Source organism: Tannerella sp., assembly GCF_052170195.1.
Lineage (GTDB): Bacteria > Bacteroidota > Bacteroidia > Bacteroidales > Tannerellaceae > Tannerella.
Genome location: NZ_JBQNAZ010000020.1, coordinates 31,595 through 51,458, shown reverse-complemented (window position 1 = coordinate 51,458; position 19,864 = coordinate 31,595). Strand labels below are relative to the sequence as shown.

General features: G+C 47.8%; 12 protein-coding genes. 1 reads left to right on the top strand and 11 read right to left on the bottom strand.

The annotated features are described in order from the left end of the window. The first annotated feature begins 169 nt into the window (after positions 1-169). Complete coding sequence (locus ACTTKA_RS07185) at positions 170-1,933, top strand: glycoside hydrolase domain-containing protein (RefSeq protein ID WP_442724500.1); 1,764 nt, start codon at positions 170-172, stop codon at positions 1,931-1,933. A 2-nt stretch (positions 1,934-1,935) separates the two neighbouring features. Here ACTTKA_RS07185 and der read toward each other — a convergent pair whose 3' ends face one another. From der to ACTTKA_RS07130, 11 genes are all read right to left on the bottom strand, one after another. Next, a complete protein-coding gene (gene der / locus ACTTKA_RS07180) occupies positions 1,936-3,249 on the bottom strand; it encodes a ribosome biogenesis GTPase Der (RefSeq protein WP_442724499.1) in 1,314 nt (437 codons plus the stop codon). 75 nt (positions 3,250-3,324) lie between these two features. After that, positions 3,325-4,218 (bottom strand): GTPase Era, encoded by an 894-nt coding sequence (era, locus tag ACTTKA_RS07175; protein WP_060827277.1) that lies wholly within the window; start codon positions 4,216-4,218, stop codon positions 3,325-3,327. Beyond that, positions 4,199-5,203, bottom strand: a complete 1,005-nt coding sequence (locus ACTTKA_RS07170) for a beta-ketoacyl-ACP synthase III (RefSeq protein WP_442713925.1) — start codon at positions 5,201-5,203, stop codon at positions 4,199-4,201. The genes era and ACTTKA_RS07170 overlap by 20 nt, the downstream gene beginning before the upstream one ends. Positions 5,204-5,290: 87 nt before the next feature. Continuing rightward, positions 5,291-5,476, bottom strand: coding sequence for a 50S ribosomal protein L32 (rpmF, locus tag ACTTKA_RS07165; protein WP_074449431.1), 186 nt, complete (start codon positions 5,474-5,476; stop codon positions 5,291-5,293). Positions 5,477-5,497: 21 nt separating this feature from the next. Next, the gene (locus tag ACTTKA_RS07160) at positions 5,498-6,082 is read right to left on the bottom strand and encodes a YceD family protein (RefSeq protein WP_442724498.1); all 585 of its coding nucleotides are present in this window, start codon (positions 6,080-6,082) and stop codon (positions 5,498-5,500) included. Positions 6,083-6,236: 154 nt separating this feature from the next. Continuing rightward, positions 6,237-8,573, bottom strand: coding sequence for a GH92 family glycosyl hydrolase (locus ACTTKA_RS07155; protein ID WP_442724497.1), 2,337 nt, complete (start codon positions 8,571-8,573; stop codon positions 6,237-6,239). Between the two features lie 25 nt (positions 8,574-8,598). Further along, a complete protein-coding gene (locus ACTTKA_RS07150; protein ID WP_442724496.1) occupies positions 8,599-10,080 on the bottom strand; it encodes a glycoside hydrolase family 28 protein in 1,482 nt (493 codons plus the stop codon). 20 nt (positions 10,081-10,100) lie between these two features. Next, positions 10,101-12,977 carry a glycosyl hydrolase gene (locus tag ACTTKA_RS07145; protein WP_442724495.1) on the bottom strand — a complete coding sequence of 959 codons (2,877 nt, stop codon included), beginning with the start codon at positions 12,975-12,977 and terminating at the stop codon, positions 10,101-10,103. Positions 12,978-13,116: 139 nt separating this feature from the next. Next, the gene (locus tag ACTTKA_RS07140) at positions 13,117-14,994 is read right to left on the bottom strand and encodes a RagB/SusD family nutrient uptake outer membrane protein (protein WP_442724494.1); all 1,878 of its coding nucleotides are present in this window, start codon (positions 14,992-14,994) and stop codon (positions 13,117-13,119) included. 12 nt (positions 14,995-15,006) lie between these two features. Further along, on the bottom strand, positions 15,007-18,507 hold the full coding sequence (locus tag ACTTKA_RS07135) for a TonB-dependent receptor (RefSeq protein WP_442724493.1): 3,501 nt from the start codon (positions 18,505-18,507) through the stop codon (positions 15,007-15,009). 162 nt (positions 18,508-18,669) lie between these two features. Then, complete coding sequence (locus tag ACTTKA_RS07130) at positions 18,670-19,701, bottom strand: FecR family protein (protein ID WP_442724492.1); 1,032 nt, start codon at positions 19,699-19,701, stop codon at positions 18,670-18,672. Positions 19,702-19,864 lie beyond the last annotated feature (163 nt).

The following is a 19,864-nucleotide window of genomic DNA, read 5'->3' as shown; positions in this document are numbered from 1 at the left end:
GGATTGAACAGCAATCTAAGCAAACTCACAAAATACGTTTTAGAGGAAAGGTAGTTATTTTTTTAGGTTCATACTTGGAATGAAGCCATGAAAAACCGGTCCGGCGCTTGGACAGCCACAAAACTCTTCCTATCTTTACCGAGTATTAATCTTTTCATGATAAATAACAATGAAACAAACATTCCTTCTTGTAGCGCTTTGTTTATCCGGAGCGCTTTGTTCCGCACAAACACCTTATCCGTTGAACGAATACAACGAACTGACTGATCTCCGTCCACCTGTCGATGAAGGGCTTTGGTCGAAAGTGCCTATCATTCCTCCTCTGCGTTGGGGAAGTACGGATATACGTTACACGAAACACGACGTCCCTGCTATTCCACATCTTCCGATCTGGAAAGCTACAGCATGGAAAGGCGAACGTGTCAATGCGCAAGCTGTTTTATGGACGAGAAACTTTCACAAGGACGTCAGATTGGGAGTAAGTGAATTACGCAACGGAAGCTCGATCATTCCCACCGAAGCCATACAGCCGGCTTTCGTCCGTTATGTGATGACCGACGAATTGAACAAAGACGGCAAAAGCGGATGCAGCCAACGCCCCGACAAAGCTGAGTGGGATTCCTCGCTCGTGGCCGATGTGCTGGACCCTGCCGCACGCCTTTGTATCGATGCCTGTACCACACAGCCCATTTGGCTCACCATCAGCATTCCTTCGGATGCACGTCCGGGCGTCTACAAAGGCACGTTGACCGTCTCGACCGACGATATGACGGCACAACAACTGCCGTTCGAAATCAACGTGATCGACCGTAGACTTCCCGCAGCCAAAGACTGGGCGTTCCATCTCGACCTGTGGCAGAATCCCTATTCTGTAGCACGATATTATCAGGTGCCTCTCTGGAGTCAGGCACACTTCGATGCCATGCGCCCCGTCATGAAACTGCTGGCTGACGCCGGACAGAAGGTCATCACCGCCTCCATCATGCACAAGCCTTGGAACGGACAGACAGAAGATGCCTTCGACAGTATGATCGCTAAGATAAAGAAAATCGACGGCACATGGTCATACGACTATACGGTCTTCGACAAATGGGTGGAATTTATGATGAACGAAATCGGCATCGACCGCCAGATCAATTGCTACACCATGATACCGTGGGCGCTCCGTTTTGATTACTTCGATCAGGCTACCGGGCGGATTCTGTTCATTGAAGCCCAACCGGGCGAACCGGCTTACAACGAATATTGGGGGGCTTTTTTGCAAGATTTCGCCACGCACCTGCGCACCAAAGGATGGTTCGAAAAGACCACCATCGCCATGGACGAACGTGGTCTCGACGCGATGCAGGAAGCTATCAAGGTGATCCGCAAGGCAGATCCGGACTACAAAATCTCTCTGGCAGGCAATTACCATAGCGAAATAGAACATGAGCTGCACGATCTTTGCCTGGCTTATACGCACCCCTTCCCTGCCGAAGTTAAAACCGCACGGCAAAAGGCCGGCAAGGTGAGCACCGTCTACACCTGCTGCGCCGAAGCACGTCCCAATACGTTCACGTTTTCTCCACCCTACGAAGCGACATGGATCGGATGGCATGTCATGGCCGGAAACTACGACGGCTACCTGCGCTGGGCATACAACAGCTGGACAGCCGACCCGTTGCGCGACTCGCGTTTCCGCTCATGGGCCGCGGGCGACTGCTACCTGATCTATCCGGAAGCACGCAGCAGCATCCGCATGGAACGGCTGATCGAAGGTATTCAGGACGCGGAAAAAATACGCCTCTTGCGCGAGGAGTTTACACGCAAGAAAGCCAGCGGAAAACTACAGAAACTGAATCGTATTGTGTCGGAGTTCTCCTCCGAAGGCATGTTACGACCCGATCCGGCAGCTCGATTAAAAAATGCCCGAGAAGCGCTGAACAAATTCTAAGCTTATTTCTCCCGGATAAATACCTGAATCGGTGTACCCAGAAAATCCCAGTGCTCGCGTAGTTTATTTTCGAGAAAACGCTTGTAAGGCTCTTTTACCCACTGCGGCAGATTGCAGAAAAACGCAAACGACGGGACACTGCCTGCCGGCAGTTGGGTAACATATTTAATTTTGATGTATTTCCCTTTCCACGCGGGAGGAGGTGTCTTTTCAATAATCGGAAGCATCGTCTCGTTCAGCTTGCGGGTCGGTACACGCCGACGACGATTGTCATACACGGCCTTAGCCGTCTCGAGCACTTTCAAGATACGTTGTTTCGTCAGCGCAGAAATAAACAAAATGGGGAAATCGGTAAACGGCGCCATCCGCTCGCGAATCGCACGTTCATACGTCTTGATGACAGCCGTACTCTTATCCTCCACAAGATCCCACTTGTTTACACAAACAATCAGCCCTTTCTTATTCTTTTGGATTATGGAGAAAATATTCAAGTCCTGACTCTCGACACCGCGTGTCGCATCAAGCATTAAAACACAGACGTCGGAATTTTCGATGGCACGGATGGAACGAATCACCGAATAATATTCAAGGTCTTCATTCACTTTTCCTCTCTTACGGATACCGGCCGTATCGACCAGATAGAAGTCGAGGCCAAACTTATTGTATCGCGTATAAATCGAATCGCGTGTCGTGCCCGCTATATCGGTGACGATATGACGCTCCTCGCCGATAAACGCATTGATCAGCGATGATTTTCCCGCATTCGGACGTCCCACGACGGCAATTCGGGGTAACGCCTCCTCGAGCATCTCCGGAGCTTCTGAGGGTAGCAACTCAATGATATGATCCAACAAATCGCCCGTGTACGAACCGTTCATCGCCGAAATACAATACGGGTCGCCCAGTCCGAAACGGTAAAACTCGGCTGCCACCGCATGCCAGTCGTAAGTGTCGGCCTTATTGGGCACAAGCACCACCGGCTTCTTGCTGCGACGCAGGATATGAGCGACCTCATCGTCGAGATCGGTCACGCCATTTTGCACATCGACCACGAAAAGAATCACATCCGCCTCTTCGATCGCGATCTGCACCTGCTTGTTAATCTCTCCTTCAAAGACGTCTTCGGAATTGACAACCCAGCCCCCCGTGTCGATAATCGAAAATTCGCGCCCTGTCCATTCTACTTTCCCGTACTGACGGTCACGTGTCGTTCCCGCCTCCTCATTGACGATGGCCTGACGCGACTGCGTCAAGCGGTTAAATAGGGTGGACTTGCCGACATTCGGCCGTCCGACGATTGCTACCACATTTCCCATATCCTTTTTTGATTTACATGTTTCATCTTACGAACCGGAAGAAACAAAGGAACGCATCTGCTGCGCCCCATAAAGTTAATCCAGCTTATAGCCAAATGATTTCAGCAAATTGTCGCGGTTGCGCCAGTCCGATACCACCTTGACAAACAACTCGAGAAAAATCTTCTTCTCGAAAAATCGCTCCATATCCTTGCGCGCCATCATACCGACCTTCTTCAGCGCTTGCCCGCCATGTCCGATGATGATGCCTTTCTGCGTTTCACGCTCGACAATGATCAGCGCCTTGATATGCACGCGCGTCGGCTCTTCGATAAACTGCTCTACAACGACCTCCGTAGCATACGGAATCTCTTTCTGATAGTAAAGCAAGATCTTTTCACGAATAATCTCCGTGACAAAAAAACGCGCCGGACGGTCGGTCAACGCATCTTTCTCAAAATATGGCGGCGAGTCGGGAATCAGCTCCCGGATACGCTTCTTCAACGGCTCGATATTGAATTTCGACGTAGCCGATATCGGGATAATCTCCGCCTCGGGCAACAACGCATGCCATTCCTCGACCAAGGTCTCCAGCTTCGGCTGGTCGGCCAAATCAATTTTATTAATCAGGAGCAGGACAGGACATTTCGCCTGTCGTACCCGTTGCAGGAAATCGTCGTTCTTATCTGTCTTCTCGATTACATCAGTCACATAAAGCAAAACATCCGCATCGCCCAAGGCTGATTCCGACGATTCCCGCATCGTCTCCTGCAATTTATAGTTAGGACGCAATACTCCGGGCGTATCCGAATAGACAATCTGCATATCGTCGGTATTGACGATCCCCAAAATACGATGACGCGTTGTTTGCGCCTTCGATGTGATGATCGATATGCGTTCACCCACCAACTGATTCATCAGGGTGGATTTGCCAACATTCGGATTTCCGATGATATTGACAAAGCCGGACTTATGCTTCCGATCCGTCATAGGCCCACTTCACATAGTTGGCGCCCCATGTCCAACCGGCTCCAAAAGCAGCCATGACGATGTTGTCCCCCTTTTTCAGTTTCTTCTCCCATTCCCAGAGGCATAACGGGATCGTTGCCGAACTGGTATTTCCATATTTCCGAATGTTCACCATCACCTTCGAGTCGCCGACTCCCAAACGTCGAGCCGCCGCGTCAATGATGCGAAGATTGGCCTGATGGGGAACAATCCAGTCGATTTCATCTTTTGTCAGGCCATTGCGTCTCACGATCTCTTCTGCTGCATCGGCCATATCAATGACGGCTCGTTTGAATACGGCCTGTCCCTCCTGATACACAAAATGCTCACGCTTATCAATCGTCTCGTACGAAGGCATTCGAACAGCCCCGCCGGCCTTCATGATCAAATGTGATTTTCCGGTACCTTCAGCACGAAGAATCGTGTCCATAACCCCATAATCTTCACAGGTTGGCTCTAAAAGAGCAACCCCGCAACCATCGCCGAAAAGGGGACACGTCGACCGGTCCTGATAGTCGGTGATCGCCGACATTTTCTCACTTGAGACAACAAGCATCCGCTTATAACGTCCCGAACGAATAAAATTAGACGCAGTTTCCAATGCATAGATAAATCCTGCACAGGCAGCCTGTATATCAAAGGCAAATGCGTTCTTGCAACCTGCTTCATACGCAATAATAGAGGCTGTACTCGGAAAATGATAGTCGGCCGTCGACGTCGAACATATAATTCCGTCTATCGTTTCCGGGTCAATTCCTTTCTTGCGGACGAGTCGGCCGACAGCTTGCGCCCCCATATAAGCAGCCCCTAATTCAGGGTCTTTCAAGATACGTCTTTCCTTAATCCCGACCCGTGTCATAATCCATTCATCAGTCGTATCGACCATCTTTGACAAATCGGCATTTGTCAATACATCGTCCGGAACATATCCGTCGACCCCCGTAATCACTGCATTTATCTTGTCCATAATCGCGGTTCTTTAAAAAAATAGCCCTTAAAGATTCAGGGCTATCTTTCTTCGTTTTTACATCAAATTTGGTCCGAAGTGTTTCTATTAAAGGGCAGCTTCTTTTTCAATGGCCAGCTTACCTCGATAATATCCGCATTCGTTACAAACGGTGTGATACACATGCCATGCACCGCAATTCGGGCAGATGGCCATTGTCGGAGTCACTGCATGATCATGCGATCTTCTCTTGGCAGTTCTCGCGCTTCCTTGTCTTCTTTTAGGATGTGCCATAATCTTATTTTTATTTTAAATTCATTCTTCATTCTTCAGTTTTTTCAGAGCATCCCAACGAGGGTCTGTCGCAGTATCCTCATACTCATCCGACAGTATGTTATCGTCGTCCTCCACCTCATCCTCCGCATTATCGCTTTCATCAGAGCGATGCGCAGAGTGTTTGCGTAATCGGGCCGACATCGCCTTGTTACATTTTCCCGGCGCGTGCACATGCTTCATCGGAATGTTCAATGCGACAAACTCGTAAAGGAACCATGCCAGATTTACACGACCTTCATCTTCCGAGATAACCAATATTTCATCGCTTTCCTCGGCATATTCTTTACCAAACTTCACCATCAAGCGATTATCCGAAGCAATCACTTGTTCCATGTCGTCCAGACACCGGTCGCACGATACGATCACCATACCGGATAAATGAAACGTCATCTCAAATGAAGACACTTTACGCTCCACTTTCAACGAAACATTTACTTTTCCGCGCTGAACTTCGGCACCGTCAATATCCGTAAAAAACTGATTATCCAAAAAGTATTCGTATGTACGAACTTCTTCCGGATTCATATTTTTCAAATCAACCCAATATGCACCGAATTTGCCCAAAGCCTATAATCTCCAAAAAAACGCTGCAAAGGTATATTTTTTTTGTATAGAAAAAGAATTATTCCTTATATTTTTCAGCAACAATCAAATTATAACCATCTTACAAAGCTATGTTGTCCGACAGAATAAATTTGTTTTATTTCATTCATTATCCTCACTGCGTCATTGAATACGGTTTTTCGTAGGCCGACGATTTTTTATTCGGACGAGCGCACATCTCGAATTCGATCTCACCGCCACCAAGGATATCGGCATGAGTGATATAAGCTTTTCGGTATGGCCGGCCGTTAAGCGTAATCGATTTGACATAGACGTTCTTCGGCGAAGCATACCTGGTCTTCACGGTAAACGTCTTGCCGTTTTCGAGTTGCACAACCGCCTCTTTCACAAAAGGCGAACCGATAACGTACTGGTCCGTTCCGGGACAGACAGGATAAAATCCGAGCGCCGAAAAGATGTACCATGCCGACATCTGTCCGCAGTCGTCGTTACCCGACAATCCATCGATCCGGTTGCGGTACATCCTGCGCATAATCTCGTGAAGACGCGCTTCCGATTTCCAAGGTTTGTCCGTCCATTTATACAGATAAGGCACATGATGGCTCGGTTCGTTACCGTGCACGTAGTTGCCCATCAGCCCTTCTTCGTTTATATCTTCCGTATGTTCAAAATATTTGGCAGGCAGGTGCATCGTAAAGAGCGAGTCGAGACGACGCACAAACCGTTTCTCTCCGCCCATCAGACGCATCAATTCGTTGACATCGTGCGGTACGAAGAACGAATAGTTCCACGAATTGCCTTCGATAAAACCCTGTCCGTGCGTATCGAGCAAGTCAAAACCTTTTTTGAACGTCTCGTCCTGATGTTTCGGGCGGGCAAAACCCAGCGACGGATCAAAAATATTGCGATAACTGCACGCACGTTTCGCATATTCTTCCTCTACATACTGAACCTTCATCCGCTTAGCCAGCTCACTGATTGCCCAATCGTCGTAACTGTATTCGAGCGTGACCGAAGCTGCCGAACCGCTGCGTTCGAGCGGTACATAACCCAGCTTCTTATATTCGGCAATACCATCGTAGTAATCCAGATTCGAACTGTTTATACAAGCATCCAGTGCAAGTTTTTTATCCACCTCCAACCCTTTCGTGAAGGCATCGGCCACGACCGAAACGGAGTGATACCCGATCATACACCAGTTTTCATTGCCCATGTGCGACCAAACCGGCAAGGCACGGTGTACACTCTGTCGGTAATGATTGAGCATGGAGTGAACGAACTGCACGCTGCGCGACGGTTTAATCAGGTTCATCAGTGGATGCTGGGCGCGAAACGTATCCCAAACGGAAAAGACCGTATAGTTGGTTTGCCCTTCGGCCGCCTGATGGATATTGTGGTCAACGCCGCGATAACGCCCGTCTACGTCCTGATATACGGAAGGATTGATCATCGTATGATACAAGGCCGTGTAGAATACGGCTTTCGTATCGTCGTCAGCTTCTATACGGATGCAGCTCAACTCCTTCTCCCACTTCGCCTGCGTAGCCTTCCGAACTTCATCGAATGACTTCCCTCCCGTTTCGGCCTCCAGATTCTTTCGTGCGCCCAGACAATCGACCGGCGAGAGAGCGACCTGCACCTCGAGCGGACGGCCATCGGAGAAATCAAATTCAAAATAAGCCGTAAGGCGTTTGCCGAACATCTCCGGGAAATTCTTCGTCATGTCGAACCTGCGCCAGAATCCTTTATAAAGCACCTCTTCGTTATTGCGACAGCCGTAAGCGGTAATCGGCTTCGAAAACTTCACGGCAAAATGAGTGTAATTCATCCGAGACCAGCCACGGGTGATACGGTAGCCGGTAAGCGTACACGAATCCTCCACACGAACATTGGCCATCAGCACCTTACCATCGTAGTGATAAATGCCGTAATCGAGGTCGAGTACGATGTGCCCTGCCTGAGTACCTTTCGGAAAGGTGTAACGATGCACACCAACCCGTTCCGTAGCGGTCATCTCGGCACGGATGCCGTAATCTTCGAGCAACACAGAATAATATCCGGCTTCGGCCTTTTCGTGCTCGTGGCTGAAGCGTGAACGATAGCCACTTTCGGGATGTTCTGCCGTACCTTTGTCGAGTTTTACCTCACCTGTTGCAGGCATAACTAAAATATCGCCCAAATCGGAGTGCCCCGTGCCGTTGAAATGGGTATGACTGAACCCGACAATCGTTTTATCATCATACTGATAACCTGTGCAATACCGATAAGCATCGGGTTGATAGACTCCGCCGATGTTGTGCGGAACCATTTCCGTATCAGGACTTAACTGCACCAGACCGAACGGAGCGCAGGCTCCGGGGAACGTATGTCCCATGCTTTTTGTTCCTACCATCGGGTTAACGTATGGCAGCAAATCGCCCGCCGATGCGTTAAATATTTCAGTGACTGCTAGATAACCGATCACGATTCCGATTTTTATATGTATGTTCATACTGCGTATTTTTTCTTCTTCATAATCATGGTTCAACATGTATCCCCGACGAGCGGTGACGTACGATTTCGTCTTTATGCGCCGACTCCGGAATGGAAATCTTCATCTTTTTAAAGACAGCATTGTGTACATCGTCGAGCACGACGGCCGGGCGATAGTCCGCTTTCTGGGCGACAAACGTCACATTATTAAACCGGATGTCCTTAGCATGCCGGATATAAAAGCCCCATGCCGGGAGCTCCTTAAACATCGAAAATTCCGGATACTTATTCTCCATCTCGGGAACACTGTCCAACTCCTCCAATCCCACTTTGGCATACAGTGCATTGCCCCCTCCGGGATACCGGATTTCGATATTTTCCAACGTCACGTTTTCGATGGGGATAGACGGAATACCGGCGATGATGCAGGGAGAGATGTTGCGCGGCAAATCTTCAATCGGCCCTTCGTAGCGATAACCGGCATCGGGCTTGGTGGCCGGCACTTCGGCATAGACATTGGATATCCTGATATTTCGCAGACAAGGCCTGTTACGCACCGTGCGAGTTCCTGTACGAAGAAAAATCACATTGCCCGTGTTGATCGAAACAAGACTATCCACCGTCACATTGTCTATTACCGCTCCATCGACGGAGGCAAAGGTGATGGCTGAACGATATGTATTGAAGACCGTGTTTTTGATGATACGGATATTGCGAAACCCTCCGGCTGAAGCAGTGCCAAATTTGATGCCGCTGGCACTTGTGCGCACCGTATTGTTGTAAATGTAAATATTGCTGCATTCGTGGTCGGCGCTATGCGACTTCAGGCAGATACCGTCGTCAGCCGCATCGAAGTAAGAATTTCGGATAATCACGCTATCGCAATCCACAATATCGATTCCGTCGTTGTTCCAATACGCTTTGCTGTCGGTCGTAATTTCTTCGACAAGCATGTTGCGACACTGTTCGTACTGTTGATTCCAGCTTGCCGGATCTTTCAGCAGAATACCCTGTATATGAATATCCCGGCATTTTTTGAAATAAATATTCTGCGGACGGCGAAATTCGCGAGGACGATCGAGCAACAACGCATCTTCAAAGATTCCATTATTAATCAGCGAAATCAGATTGTTGGCCACCTCGTACCCCCTTCCGTCGATCACGCCTTGACCTGTAATGCCGATATGGTGCTGCTCGTGCGCTACCACAAGCGCCGTCCAGTTCCAGTTCTCACCGATGTCGTAATCGAGCGGATTGGTAGAGCCCAGCAGTACGGCACCTTCTTTCAGGTGAAGCGTAACGTTCGATTTCAGATAAATCGTTCCCGTAAGGTAACGTCCGACAGAGAAAACAAGCCTGCCGCCTCCCTTGTCGTGGATATGGTCGATGGCCTTTTGAATGGAGCGTGTGTTGAGCGTTGCTCCGTCGGACCGGATACCGAACAATGAAGCGTTGTAATCTTTTGCGACGAGTTGATTGCACAGCACAGCCGAGAAACAGAAAATAATTGATTTCAGAATTTTCATTGGAAGTATATTTTAAAAATTTATGAATGGATATACATGGTAACCGGCCCTACCAGTCCCATCGACCGAATCGGCTGATCTTTCGATTTAAGAACGGTAAATTTTTGCGCCGTAAGGTTTTCCTTGAGCGTTTTCATATAATTCCCCATCGTAGTAACGACATGTACTTCGAGTCGGTTGATACCTTTTTTCAGGAACGGACCGAGGGCGTAAATCCGCCGACCGTACCACTTCACGCCGCACGATTGTCCGTTGAGAAACACTTCGCAGACACCATGCACCTTACCGAGATTCAGGCACACGTCCTTTCGGCCGTCCGCCTCAAATGTCCGGCGATAGACCGCTATTCCCGTGAAATTGACCCACTCGGTTTCTTTGAGGTCTTTCAGGGTCTCCATCGGGTAAGTTTTCACCCATCCTTCGCGACTGTGGCGTAGCTCGACCTCCCAGGCGCCGTCAAGCGTACGTTTTTCCTTTCCGCTTGTCGGAAGGGGATGCCACGGCTTGCCGTGTTTATCGCGGCTCCATACGATCAGGCATGTTTCCGCCGGCCCCAATTCGAGGGTAATGGTATTTCCTTCAGGATGTATGCGATAACGTTCACCCGTTTCGGCATCCCACACCCACGGGAATCGCCGGGCAGTTATTTCGGCGGCGAAAGTGATATTCGTCGTATAGGACTGATTACGATGCGTATTCGCAAAGAAGAACAGTTCATCGTGTGTGTCGCTGCGATAGCGGTTTTGCGTCACAAAACGGTCAGGATATTCAATATCAAGATAATGAGAAATTCGGTATTGTTGCATCACCTCACGGTACCATTCAAGGAAACGATCGTCTTCGGGCTTGCGAAGCAGGATAAAACGATCGGGGAATTGCTTCAGTTTCTCCACCCATTGCTCCACCAGCTGGTCTCTTTCGCGAAAATCCTGCAAACCAAGCGATTTTTCCGGATATTTCTCTATGCAGAAAATCCGTCCGCCATCAGCTACAAAAGCATATAATTTGGCCAATACTTCCGGATTGATTCCGCTCACCTCGACTAAGAAAAGTGTACCGTAAGCCTTGGAACCGTAGCAGAGCTTTCCGTTCCTGACCGTCGATTCGCGGAGGACAATCTCCGAGGTGTAGTCCGCCCCGCCGCCGTTCTTATGAATGGCCTCCCATACAAGCGAGGTGTAGGGAACGTTCAGCTTTTCAGGGAACGGATCGGTCTGCACGCCCATTTCGCTCCATAAATCGTACGTAGCCGGGAGGATGGCGATATCGGTGTACATATCGGCATTTGTCAGTACCGACGAGAGACGCGCTTTATAACGGTTCAGGTACTTGACGTAAGGCCACCAGTTATTGTTTTCGTTATGATATGTACCGTATTGCACCCAGCCGGGAAAAGGTGCGTCGGGCGGGGAATAATTAAAACCGTGCCAGACGGAATGGGTCACGCCCGACATGATGCTGTGATCGGAGCCGATCTTCAACAGTTCCAATGTGGCGTTAAAAACATCGTAGGTATTTGTCATCTCTTCGCAGCTCACCACTCGCTTACCGGTGAGGTGAGCGGCCGAAGAGACGAATTTATTGATCATCGTGTAAGCTCGTCCTCGGCGATAATCTTCGTCCGGCATCTCTTCGCCCGGCCGATGTTTGAGCCAATTCGTTGTCCACGATTCACCCTCGGGGATGTCGAATTTCAGGCTGCTTTCGAGCGGAAAGAAGCCGCGTCCGTAAGCCTGCGCCCTCGATTGCACGCCCTGCTCCCTGCACCATTGCAGATATGTTTCGGTAAATCGCTCCCGCAGCAACTCAGCTTTGGTCAGTTCGAAATCGAACCGCACGCGATTCAGTATGTCTGCAAACCCGGGTGTTTTCTCCGCCCCATATGTATCATCCACGACCGCCCCCAACCGTCCGACCTTGAACAGGATAAACGGAAGGTAAGGCATCAGATCGTAGCCACGACGTTGCCGAAAAGTTTCCGCCAAATCGTCAGTCCAGTTACATCCTTCCAGCTCCATCGAATCACAGAAGAACGCACGCAGATGTTTTGAGAGCGCACCGGTTTTTTTCCGTATCGTGTCGGACATGCGGTCGAGGTAACTGCGCACAGCCTCCCGATTCATATGATTGAGTATATGTCCTGCTGCACCCGGAGCACCATTGATAACGGATGCAAAGGAATCGACCTTCACCAGTGCATAAAGCACATGTCTGCCTTCGGGGATCTCGATACGGACAACCTGGTCCCTGCACCGGTCGGAGAAGTCGACGACTTGTTCCAGCCCGCTCATCGGATCGGGAACAACCTGCAGAGAAAGGAGTTCGAACGTACGTGACGGATCAGGTACGGTCACACTGGGATCAACCGCCTTGAAAAGGTGAAACCGTGACGCTTCGTACATCATCGGACCTTCGAGTTTCTCGGCATAAACGAGCACCACCTGTGCCCGCTCGGCACCTTGTAATGTCTCAGCACCAAACGGCCACCCCGACCCGACAATCAAATCGCATGTCATTCCGAGACGTTTGGCCTCATCGAAAGCCACTTGCAACATGTCGATCCATTCATCGCCCAACCACGTAAGCGACTTCTTGCCCAAATCATCGCCCGACGAAGGAAAAGCGATCGGGTTGATCTCCACGCCGCCCACGCCGGCATCTTTCAGCAGACGAAGCTCCCGGACAATCTCCGACGCCTCAACCTTATTGCCGTTCCACCACCAACGCACAAACGGCGCATAACGTGAAGCGGGATGTTGAAATAAAGCAAACAGTCCGGACGGCCTCTGAAGATGCTCAACCAATGCCATCCCCTCTTCTATGGAAGCCGACACCTTGTCGGCCACCATCCCGGCAGGAATCCACACCCCCTGACGGATAAATGTTCTACGGTTCATAAAAAGATCTCAATCTTTTACAATATATAAGGCGGTGTGTCATAACGGGCGAACTGCTTCGTTGCTTGCATTTCACCCATGCTTACACACCCAAAGAGGGTGTGCCCAAACATTGCGTTTTGACACACCTTCTTGTTTTTTATTTACTGTTATCGTAGGTACCGCCGTCGTATCCTGTATTTTGAGGAATCACACTTCCTGTATTCGCTTGAATAAATCCAATTGGTAATGGAAACACATATTGATGATCTCCGATATTGGGTCGTGTAATACCGTCTGTTGCATTCGGATAATCCCACCCGTACTTTTTCACGCGGTTAACCAACACATTTCCTTTATTCAGATGATTGTTTCCTGCCAAGTTGGGATTATTGGACAAACGAGAAAGGGTCACCCAACGATGTTCTTCTGCAAACAATTCACGAGCACGCTCATCAAGAATATAGTCCAGATTCACATCTGCCGCCGAACAGGCCTTCGCTCCCACACGAGCACGAACTTCATTGATATCAGTTGCGGCGGCGGCAAGATTGCCCTTACCCAAATATGCCTCAGCACGGAGCAAAAACGTCTCCGAAAGACGGATGATATACCAGTCCACATCATATTGTTGCCAACTATCTCCGGCAGTACTGGTGCCACGTTTGTCGGTAGAAAGCTTCCACAGACGCGGCCAGATTCCTACGGTATCGGCAGCCGTTGCTACTTTTGGATATTTTTGAAACGCTTCTTTAATCGCCTGAGGCCACGTCTTATTTCCATAGATTAAATACGTATTCCTCTGAATCATTGCTTCGGAACCTCGAAAATCATTCTTATCGTCCTTCCACACGTTATACAAAAAATAATTTGTGGGACGTAATGCAGGCCCATATACTCCTATGGTGCCCAAAGAGTCAGGGCGAAGCCCACTCGATGATACTCTTTCACCGTCTTCCCAAATGTAGATCGCGGAGTCACCATATAGATTAAATGGTTTTCCATTATTATAGGCTGCATTCGTTTTTTGCCTATTCTGGTAACGAATGTTGGAATTAAAAGCAGCTTCGGCCTGATTATACCGGCAACGCCACCACGAATTTCCCCCTCCACCGATACTGTAGGTACCATAATTATACTGACATACCCATATCGCTTCTTTATTTCCGGATGATGCATAGTTCTGATTCCCTATCTGAAACAAATCCCAATACGGGTTCAATGTGTGCCCATAACGATCTGCGGCTTCTGAAGATCGAGAGCCAAAACGTGTTTTCATCAAATGATAATCACCGTCTGTACCATCAATCACACGAGTTGCAGCAGCAATAGCCCCATCAAAATCACCCAAACTATTACATATTTCTGCCAACAAATGATCTGCTGCAGCTCTAACTGCGCGCCCGGGATGTTCCGTCGTCTTAGGCAAATGAGCGGCCGCATACTCCAAATCCTTTCTTATCATTTGCCAACATTCTGAGCGTGTACTACGTGGAAAGTCGATCGGAATACCATCGGAAACTTCTGTAACCATCGGTACACCTCCAAAAAGCCCCACTAAGTTCCGATAGAACCAGGCACGCAAGAAAAGAGCCTCCGCCCGATATTCTTGTTTTTGGGTCTCAGTCGTCCATACGATATTTTTCGTATCAATAGCCTGAACAACTTTGTTTATATCATAAATGACATAGTATTGGTTCCTAAACCAATGATCCACAAAACCATCCGAAGAAGTTAATCCTTGGACAAAATTAGTACTCCCTATACCATTCTGACCGGTTCCGTTAAAAGTATCCAACCCGGCCCCCATGAGCAGCCAGGAACAATTGTTATGCATTACACCCATCAACATATACTGAATTCTTGCATAACCATAGTTCAATGCCATCTCAATATCAGCAGGACTATTATAAAAAGTAGAAGTATTTAACGTATATGATTTTTCTTCAAGGAATCTGTCATCACTCTCACAGCCTGTAACTCCCGCCAGAATAACAGCAGCTGTTACGGTCCCGAATATATATTTTCTTACATCCATCTTATTACTTGTTTAAAAAGTTATATTTACACCTAAAGATACGGTTTTATATGTTGGGGTCATCCCGTAGCGTGTACTCGACATATTAGCCGCCGTAGTACCTCCATCTTCGGGATCAAGCCCCGACCACCCCGTGATCGTGAATAAGTCCGTTGAAGCGACATACAATTGCAACGCCTGAATTTTAGCCTTCTCCAGCAATGCTTTATCAACGTTATAAGCAAGAGATAGATCCTTCAACTTTAAAAAGGTCCGAGAATTCCAGAAATTGTAATTCAACGAATTGTTATATCCGTAACGCGGATATTTATCCGTATGATTATCTTTTGTCCAAGGTTCGATATTTAACTGGTTATTGGATGCATCAATCTGGAAACCATTGGGATCATAGCCTAAGAAATGCGTATCACTCCCCTGCATCCATCGAAAACTGAAATAGAGCGATAAATTTTTCCAAGACAATGTATTCCCAAAGTTCACAGTGAAGAGAGGATCCATATCTCCAATCCAATGTCTGTCATTCGTATTAATTTTTCCATCTTGGTTATAATCTAAGAATTTCAGATCTCCGGGCTTAGCATTCGGTTGAATAAGTTTCCCATCAGCACTTCTATAATTGTCGATTTCTTCCTGGCTTTGGAAAATACCCAGTTTTTTATAATCATAAGCAGATGTAATAGAATAGCCAACCATTAAAGCATAGTAAGAATCATATCCATAAGTAGTAACAGATGAATAATCATCGTTGTTATTATCATCGAACAATTTCTTTATCTTATTACGATTTAAATCGAATATCAGATTAGACTCCCAACGTAGCGTTTGATTACCATCACCTTGCACATTCACCGTATTTAAACTCAACTCCACACCTTTATTGGTAACCTTACCGGCATTTGCATCGACTTTCGGAAAACCGGCAACATAAGGGATCGAACGATTGAGCACCATATCTGTTGTAGCAGATGTATAGAAATCCAAACTACCATTGATCCGATTGTTTATAAATGCAAAATCAAGGCCGACATTCCATTTAGAAGTAGTGGCCCACGTAAGATTTCTATTTGTCAACGATTTCACATACAATGCGTATGCATTCTTATCACCAAACCAAGTATATGTCTTGTTCATGGCTGCAATGGTAGAATAGGCACCGATACCTCCACGTGAGCCGTTCTGTCCCCACGACAAACGCAGCTTCATGAAATCAAGCCAATCTTTCGTTCTTTCCATAAAGTTTTCCGACGAGATAACCCAGGCTCCAGATACTCCAAAGAAGTTACCCCATTTATGTCCTTCGGCAAAAGCTGAGAATCCATCTCGACGAAAATTCCCTGTTAAATAATAACGGTTGGCAAAATGATAATTCAAACGGGCAAGATATGCCACAGATTGCGTACTCATGCGCTGACGAGCAGCAAGAAGATTATCGGCATTTGATAAATCCAATCCATAAGTCCCGAGCGTCGTGGCAGCAGGAATATCGAATCCTTTAAAATCAATACGAATATGTTCCGAATTATAGGCCTCACGTGTATAGCCTAACAAAGCGTCAACGTGATGTTTACCAATGTCGGTCGTATAAGTCAACAAATTATCTGCATTCCAATTAGAAACATGATAATCTCGCACATAGCCGGTCACATTCCCTATTTTACTGTACGGATTCTTTAAATCCGCCAATGTGCGGGTATCTACCCATAACTGCGAGTTATTAATCAGATCAGTCTGAGAAGTATTCCGCTGAGCATTCAACGTAAACTTATATGTTAAACCTTTTAAGAACGGGAAATCAATTTGAGCATAAGCTATACCACCAACATTATAGTCAACCGTCTTGGTGTCAGTCCACAAATAACTTGCATTTTCACGTCCCCACAATGGATTTATCTGCCCGTCCGCACCAGTAGGATATTCTTCTATCCAGTGTGTGTAACCATCAAAACGGACATTTCTATAGGCAAAAGGACTCATCCATGTTGCTGCCTGCATCGAGGGTTTAGCGCCCCAACCTTTTGCACCGAGATAACTGCCTTTTAATCCGACTTTAAGCCATGAATTGATTTTACTATCCATCTTTACCATCACCGTATATTTTTCATAGTCGTCGCCTTTTAACACACCTTTTGTACGATCATAGCCTGTCGATGCATAATAAGATATCATTTTGGACTTACCGGACACATTCACTCCATAAGTCTGTGAAGGAGCCTTTTGCGACACTTCATCCAGCCAATCGATCCAGCCTCCGGCATTATATACCTCCAATTCTTCCGCCGTCAGGTCTGCCGCAGGATCAACAGGGGTGCCTTCAGCCAACGACCCTCCGGCTATCTTGGCCAAATGACGATGTTCCAAAAATTTATCCTTATCCGTCTGCAGATTCGGCTTCCTTGCCCAAGAATTCCATTTATAACTTGCATTAAAATTAACTACCGGCTTTTCAGAGACACCATTCTTCGTCGTAATGATAATCACTCCGTTTGCAGCACGAGAGCCGTATATAGCTGCAGAAGAAGCGTCTTTCATTACATCAATATTCTGAATGTCAGAATTCTGAATTTCGGAAATAGATCCATAAAAGATGGAACCATCCACAATAATTAATGGCGCATTTACCCCCTGTTTATCATCGGATGATGCCTCGGGAATGGAATTCCGGCCACGAAGAGACATGGTAGACAAGTTATTTCCACTCGACGACTTCGTAGGCAAATAATGTAAACCGGCCACTTTACTGCTTAAAGCTGCAAAGGCATTGGGGTTTGGTAATGTTGCAATCGGGGTTTCCGTAAATTTCACATTCGAAACGGCACCCGACAAATCTTTTTTACGTACAGTTCCATAGCCAATCACTACGACTTCTTCCAAAGCCTGCGTGTCTTCCCGCAGGGTGATATTCACGGAAGTTTTTCCGGAAACCTGAACCTCTTCGTCTAAATACCCGATATACGATATATGCAGTACGCCGTTCGGCGCTACGGACAACGAGAAACGGCCGTCGGCATCCGTTACCGTACCGTTTGTCGTTCCTTTTTCAACGACATTGGCGCCGATCACCGGCTCGCCCTGCTCGTCGACGATCCGGCCGCTCACGGTTTTCTGTTGCTGAATCTCTTTCGCTCCCGACCTTGCCGAAGCACGCATACTCATGGGAGAAAGCACGATTTGTGTACCTTTAACCTCATAATCCACGTCGCCCGAAGCAAATAAATCCTCCAGAATCGCAGCTACCGGCTTGTTCTTCGCACGCACGTTCACCTTACGCTCTACATTGATCAACCGACTGTTGTACAGAAAATAATAATCCGACTTCTCCTCGATAGACTGTAAAACTTCTTCGATGGTGACATCGCTCATATCCATCGATATCTTCTGTTTCTGAGGATCGGCCTGCAGCTTCGGCAACGAAATGGCCAGCAGACATAACAAGAGCGACATGCCCCTGAATAGACGGGGAAGTTTACGGAATACGACACATTCCCCAAGTGCCTTTTTCATTGAATCATCCATATTTCACACGCTTATTAGATTGTATGTAAGTATTTTTTCACCGCCTTTTCCTGTCTGTTTTTCGCGCCGGCAGCAATGCACGAAAAAAAAGACTGTCCTTCTACCTGTTTCTGCTTTTCTTTCCTCCTCCTATTATTACTTGATTGATTATGACGGTTTGTTTTAATACATCGTCTTTATGGAGACCGTCCGCCGGGTGTACGTATGATTACCGAGCTGTCGCTGTCCCGAAATCGTATATGTCAGAGGCGCCGAGCGTTTGAGCAGATCGAGGATATCTTCGAGCGATTCGTCCGTAAACGTAGCCGTGTACACATAGTCTTTCAACTTATCGTCTTCAAGGCGGATCGTTACCCCGAACTTGCGCGAGAGCTTCTCGGCAATATGATCGAGATGCCGACGGCGGAATACCATCTTCCCGTCTTTCCATGCCGTATCGGCATACGTATCGGCCGGCTGTTTCGACATCGTCCCGCTTTCAGGGCGGAACAATGCTTTCTGTCCCGCATCCAGCGTGACCATACCCTGCGAGCCGACGGCCGATACGTCTACATTTCCGCGTGCCAATGTTACTTCATAACACGAATCTCCGGGATGAGCATAAACATTAAACTCCGTCCCGTATGCACTCACCTTCATCTGTCCGCCGGGAGTAAGCACATCGAAGCGATTCTTCCGGTCTGATGTGACCTTGAAATACGCCTCTCCGGTCAGCCTGACTGTCCGCTCCCGACCGGCAAAGCGACTCGGGTATGAAAGCGAGCTGCCGGCATTGAGCCACACCTGACTGCCGTCGGGGAGGGTCGTTCGTACCACCATCCCGGGTACCGCTGTGATGGTTACGATCTCTTCGGGACGTGAACGCTCCTGCCACGGAATCCATACATATTGATAAATCAGCCATAATGGCAGTAAAACAGCGGCAGCTGTACGAGCGAGGTTCCACGCCTTGCCCAAAAATAAAGAACGAGCGACCTTGCGCGACACGATTCGCCAAGCCGCAGGCGTATCGATGTTTCGTTGTTCGTTGCGCAGACCGGACAAATGCCATAACCGACTCAGGTCGGCAACCGTTTGTTGCAGATCGGACGAGACGCTCATCTGCTGCTCGAACACCCGCCGTTCCTCATCCGGTAATTTGCCCTCAATATACATTATTATATATGATTCGTCTATATTGACTGTTTCTTCCACTTTCTACTTTTTTTCCTATTTGACGCTTAATCCAGCAAACACCCTATGATAAATTTATTTTTTAAAACTATTTCCTTAGAAATCGCCTACATTTCAGGTCGCTGAATTGCTATCGCTTTCTCACCGTTAAGTCTGATAAAAAGCGGTTCAATTTTTCCCATCC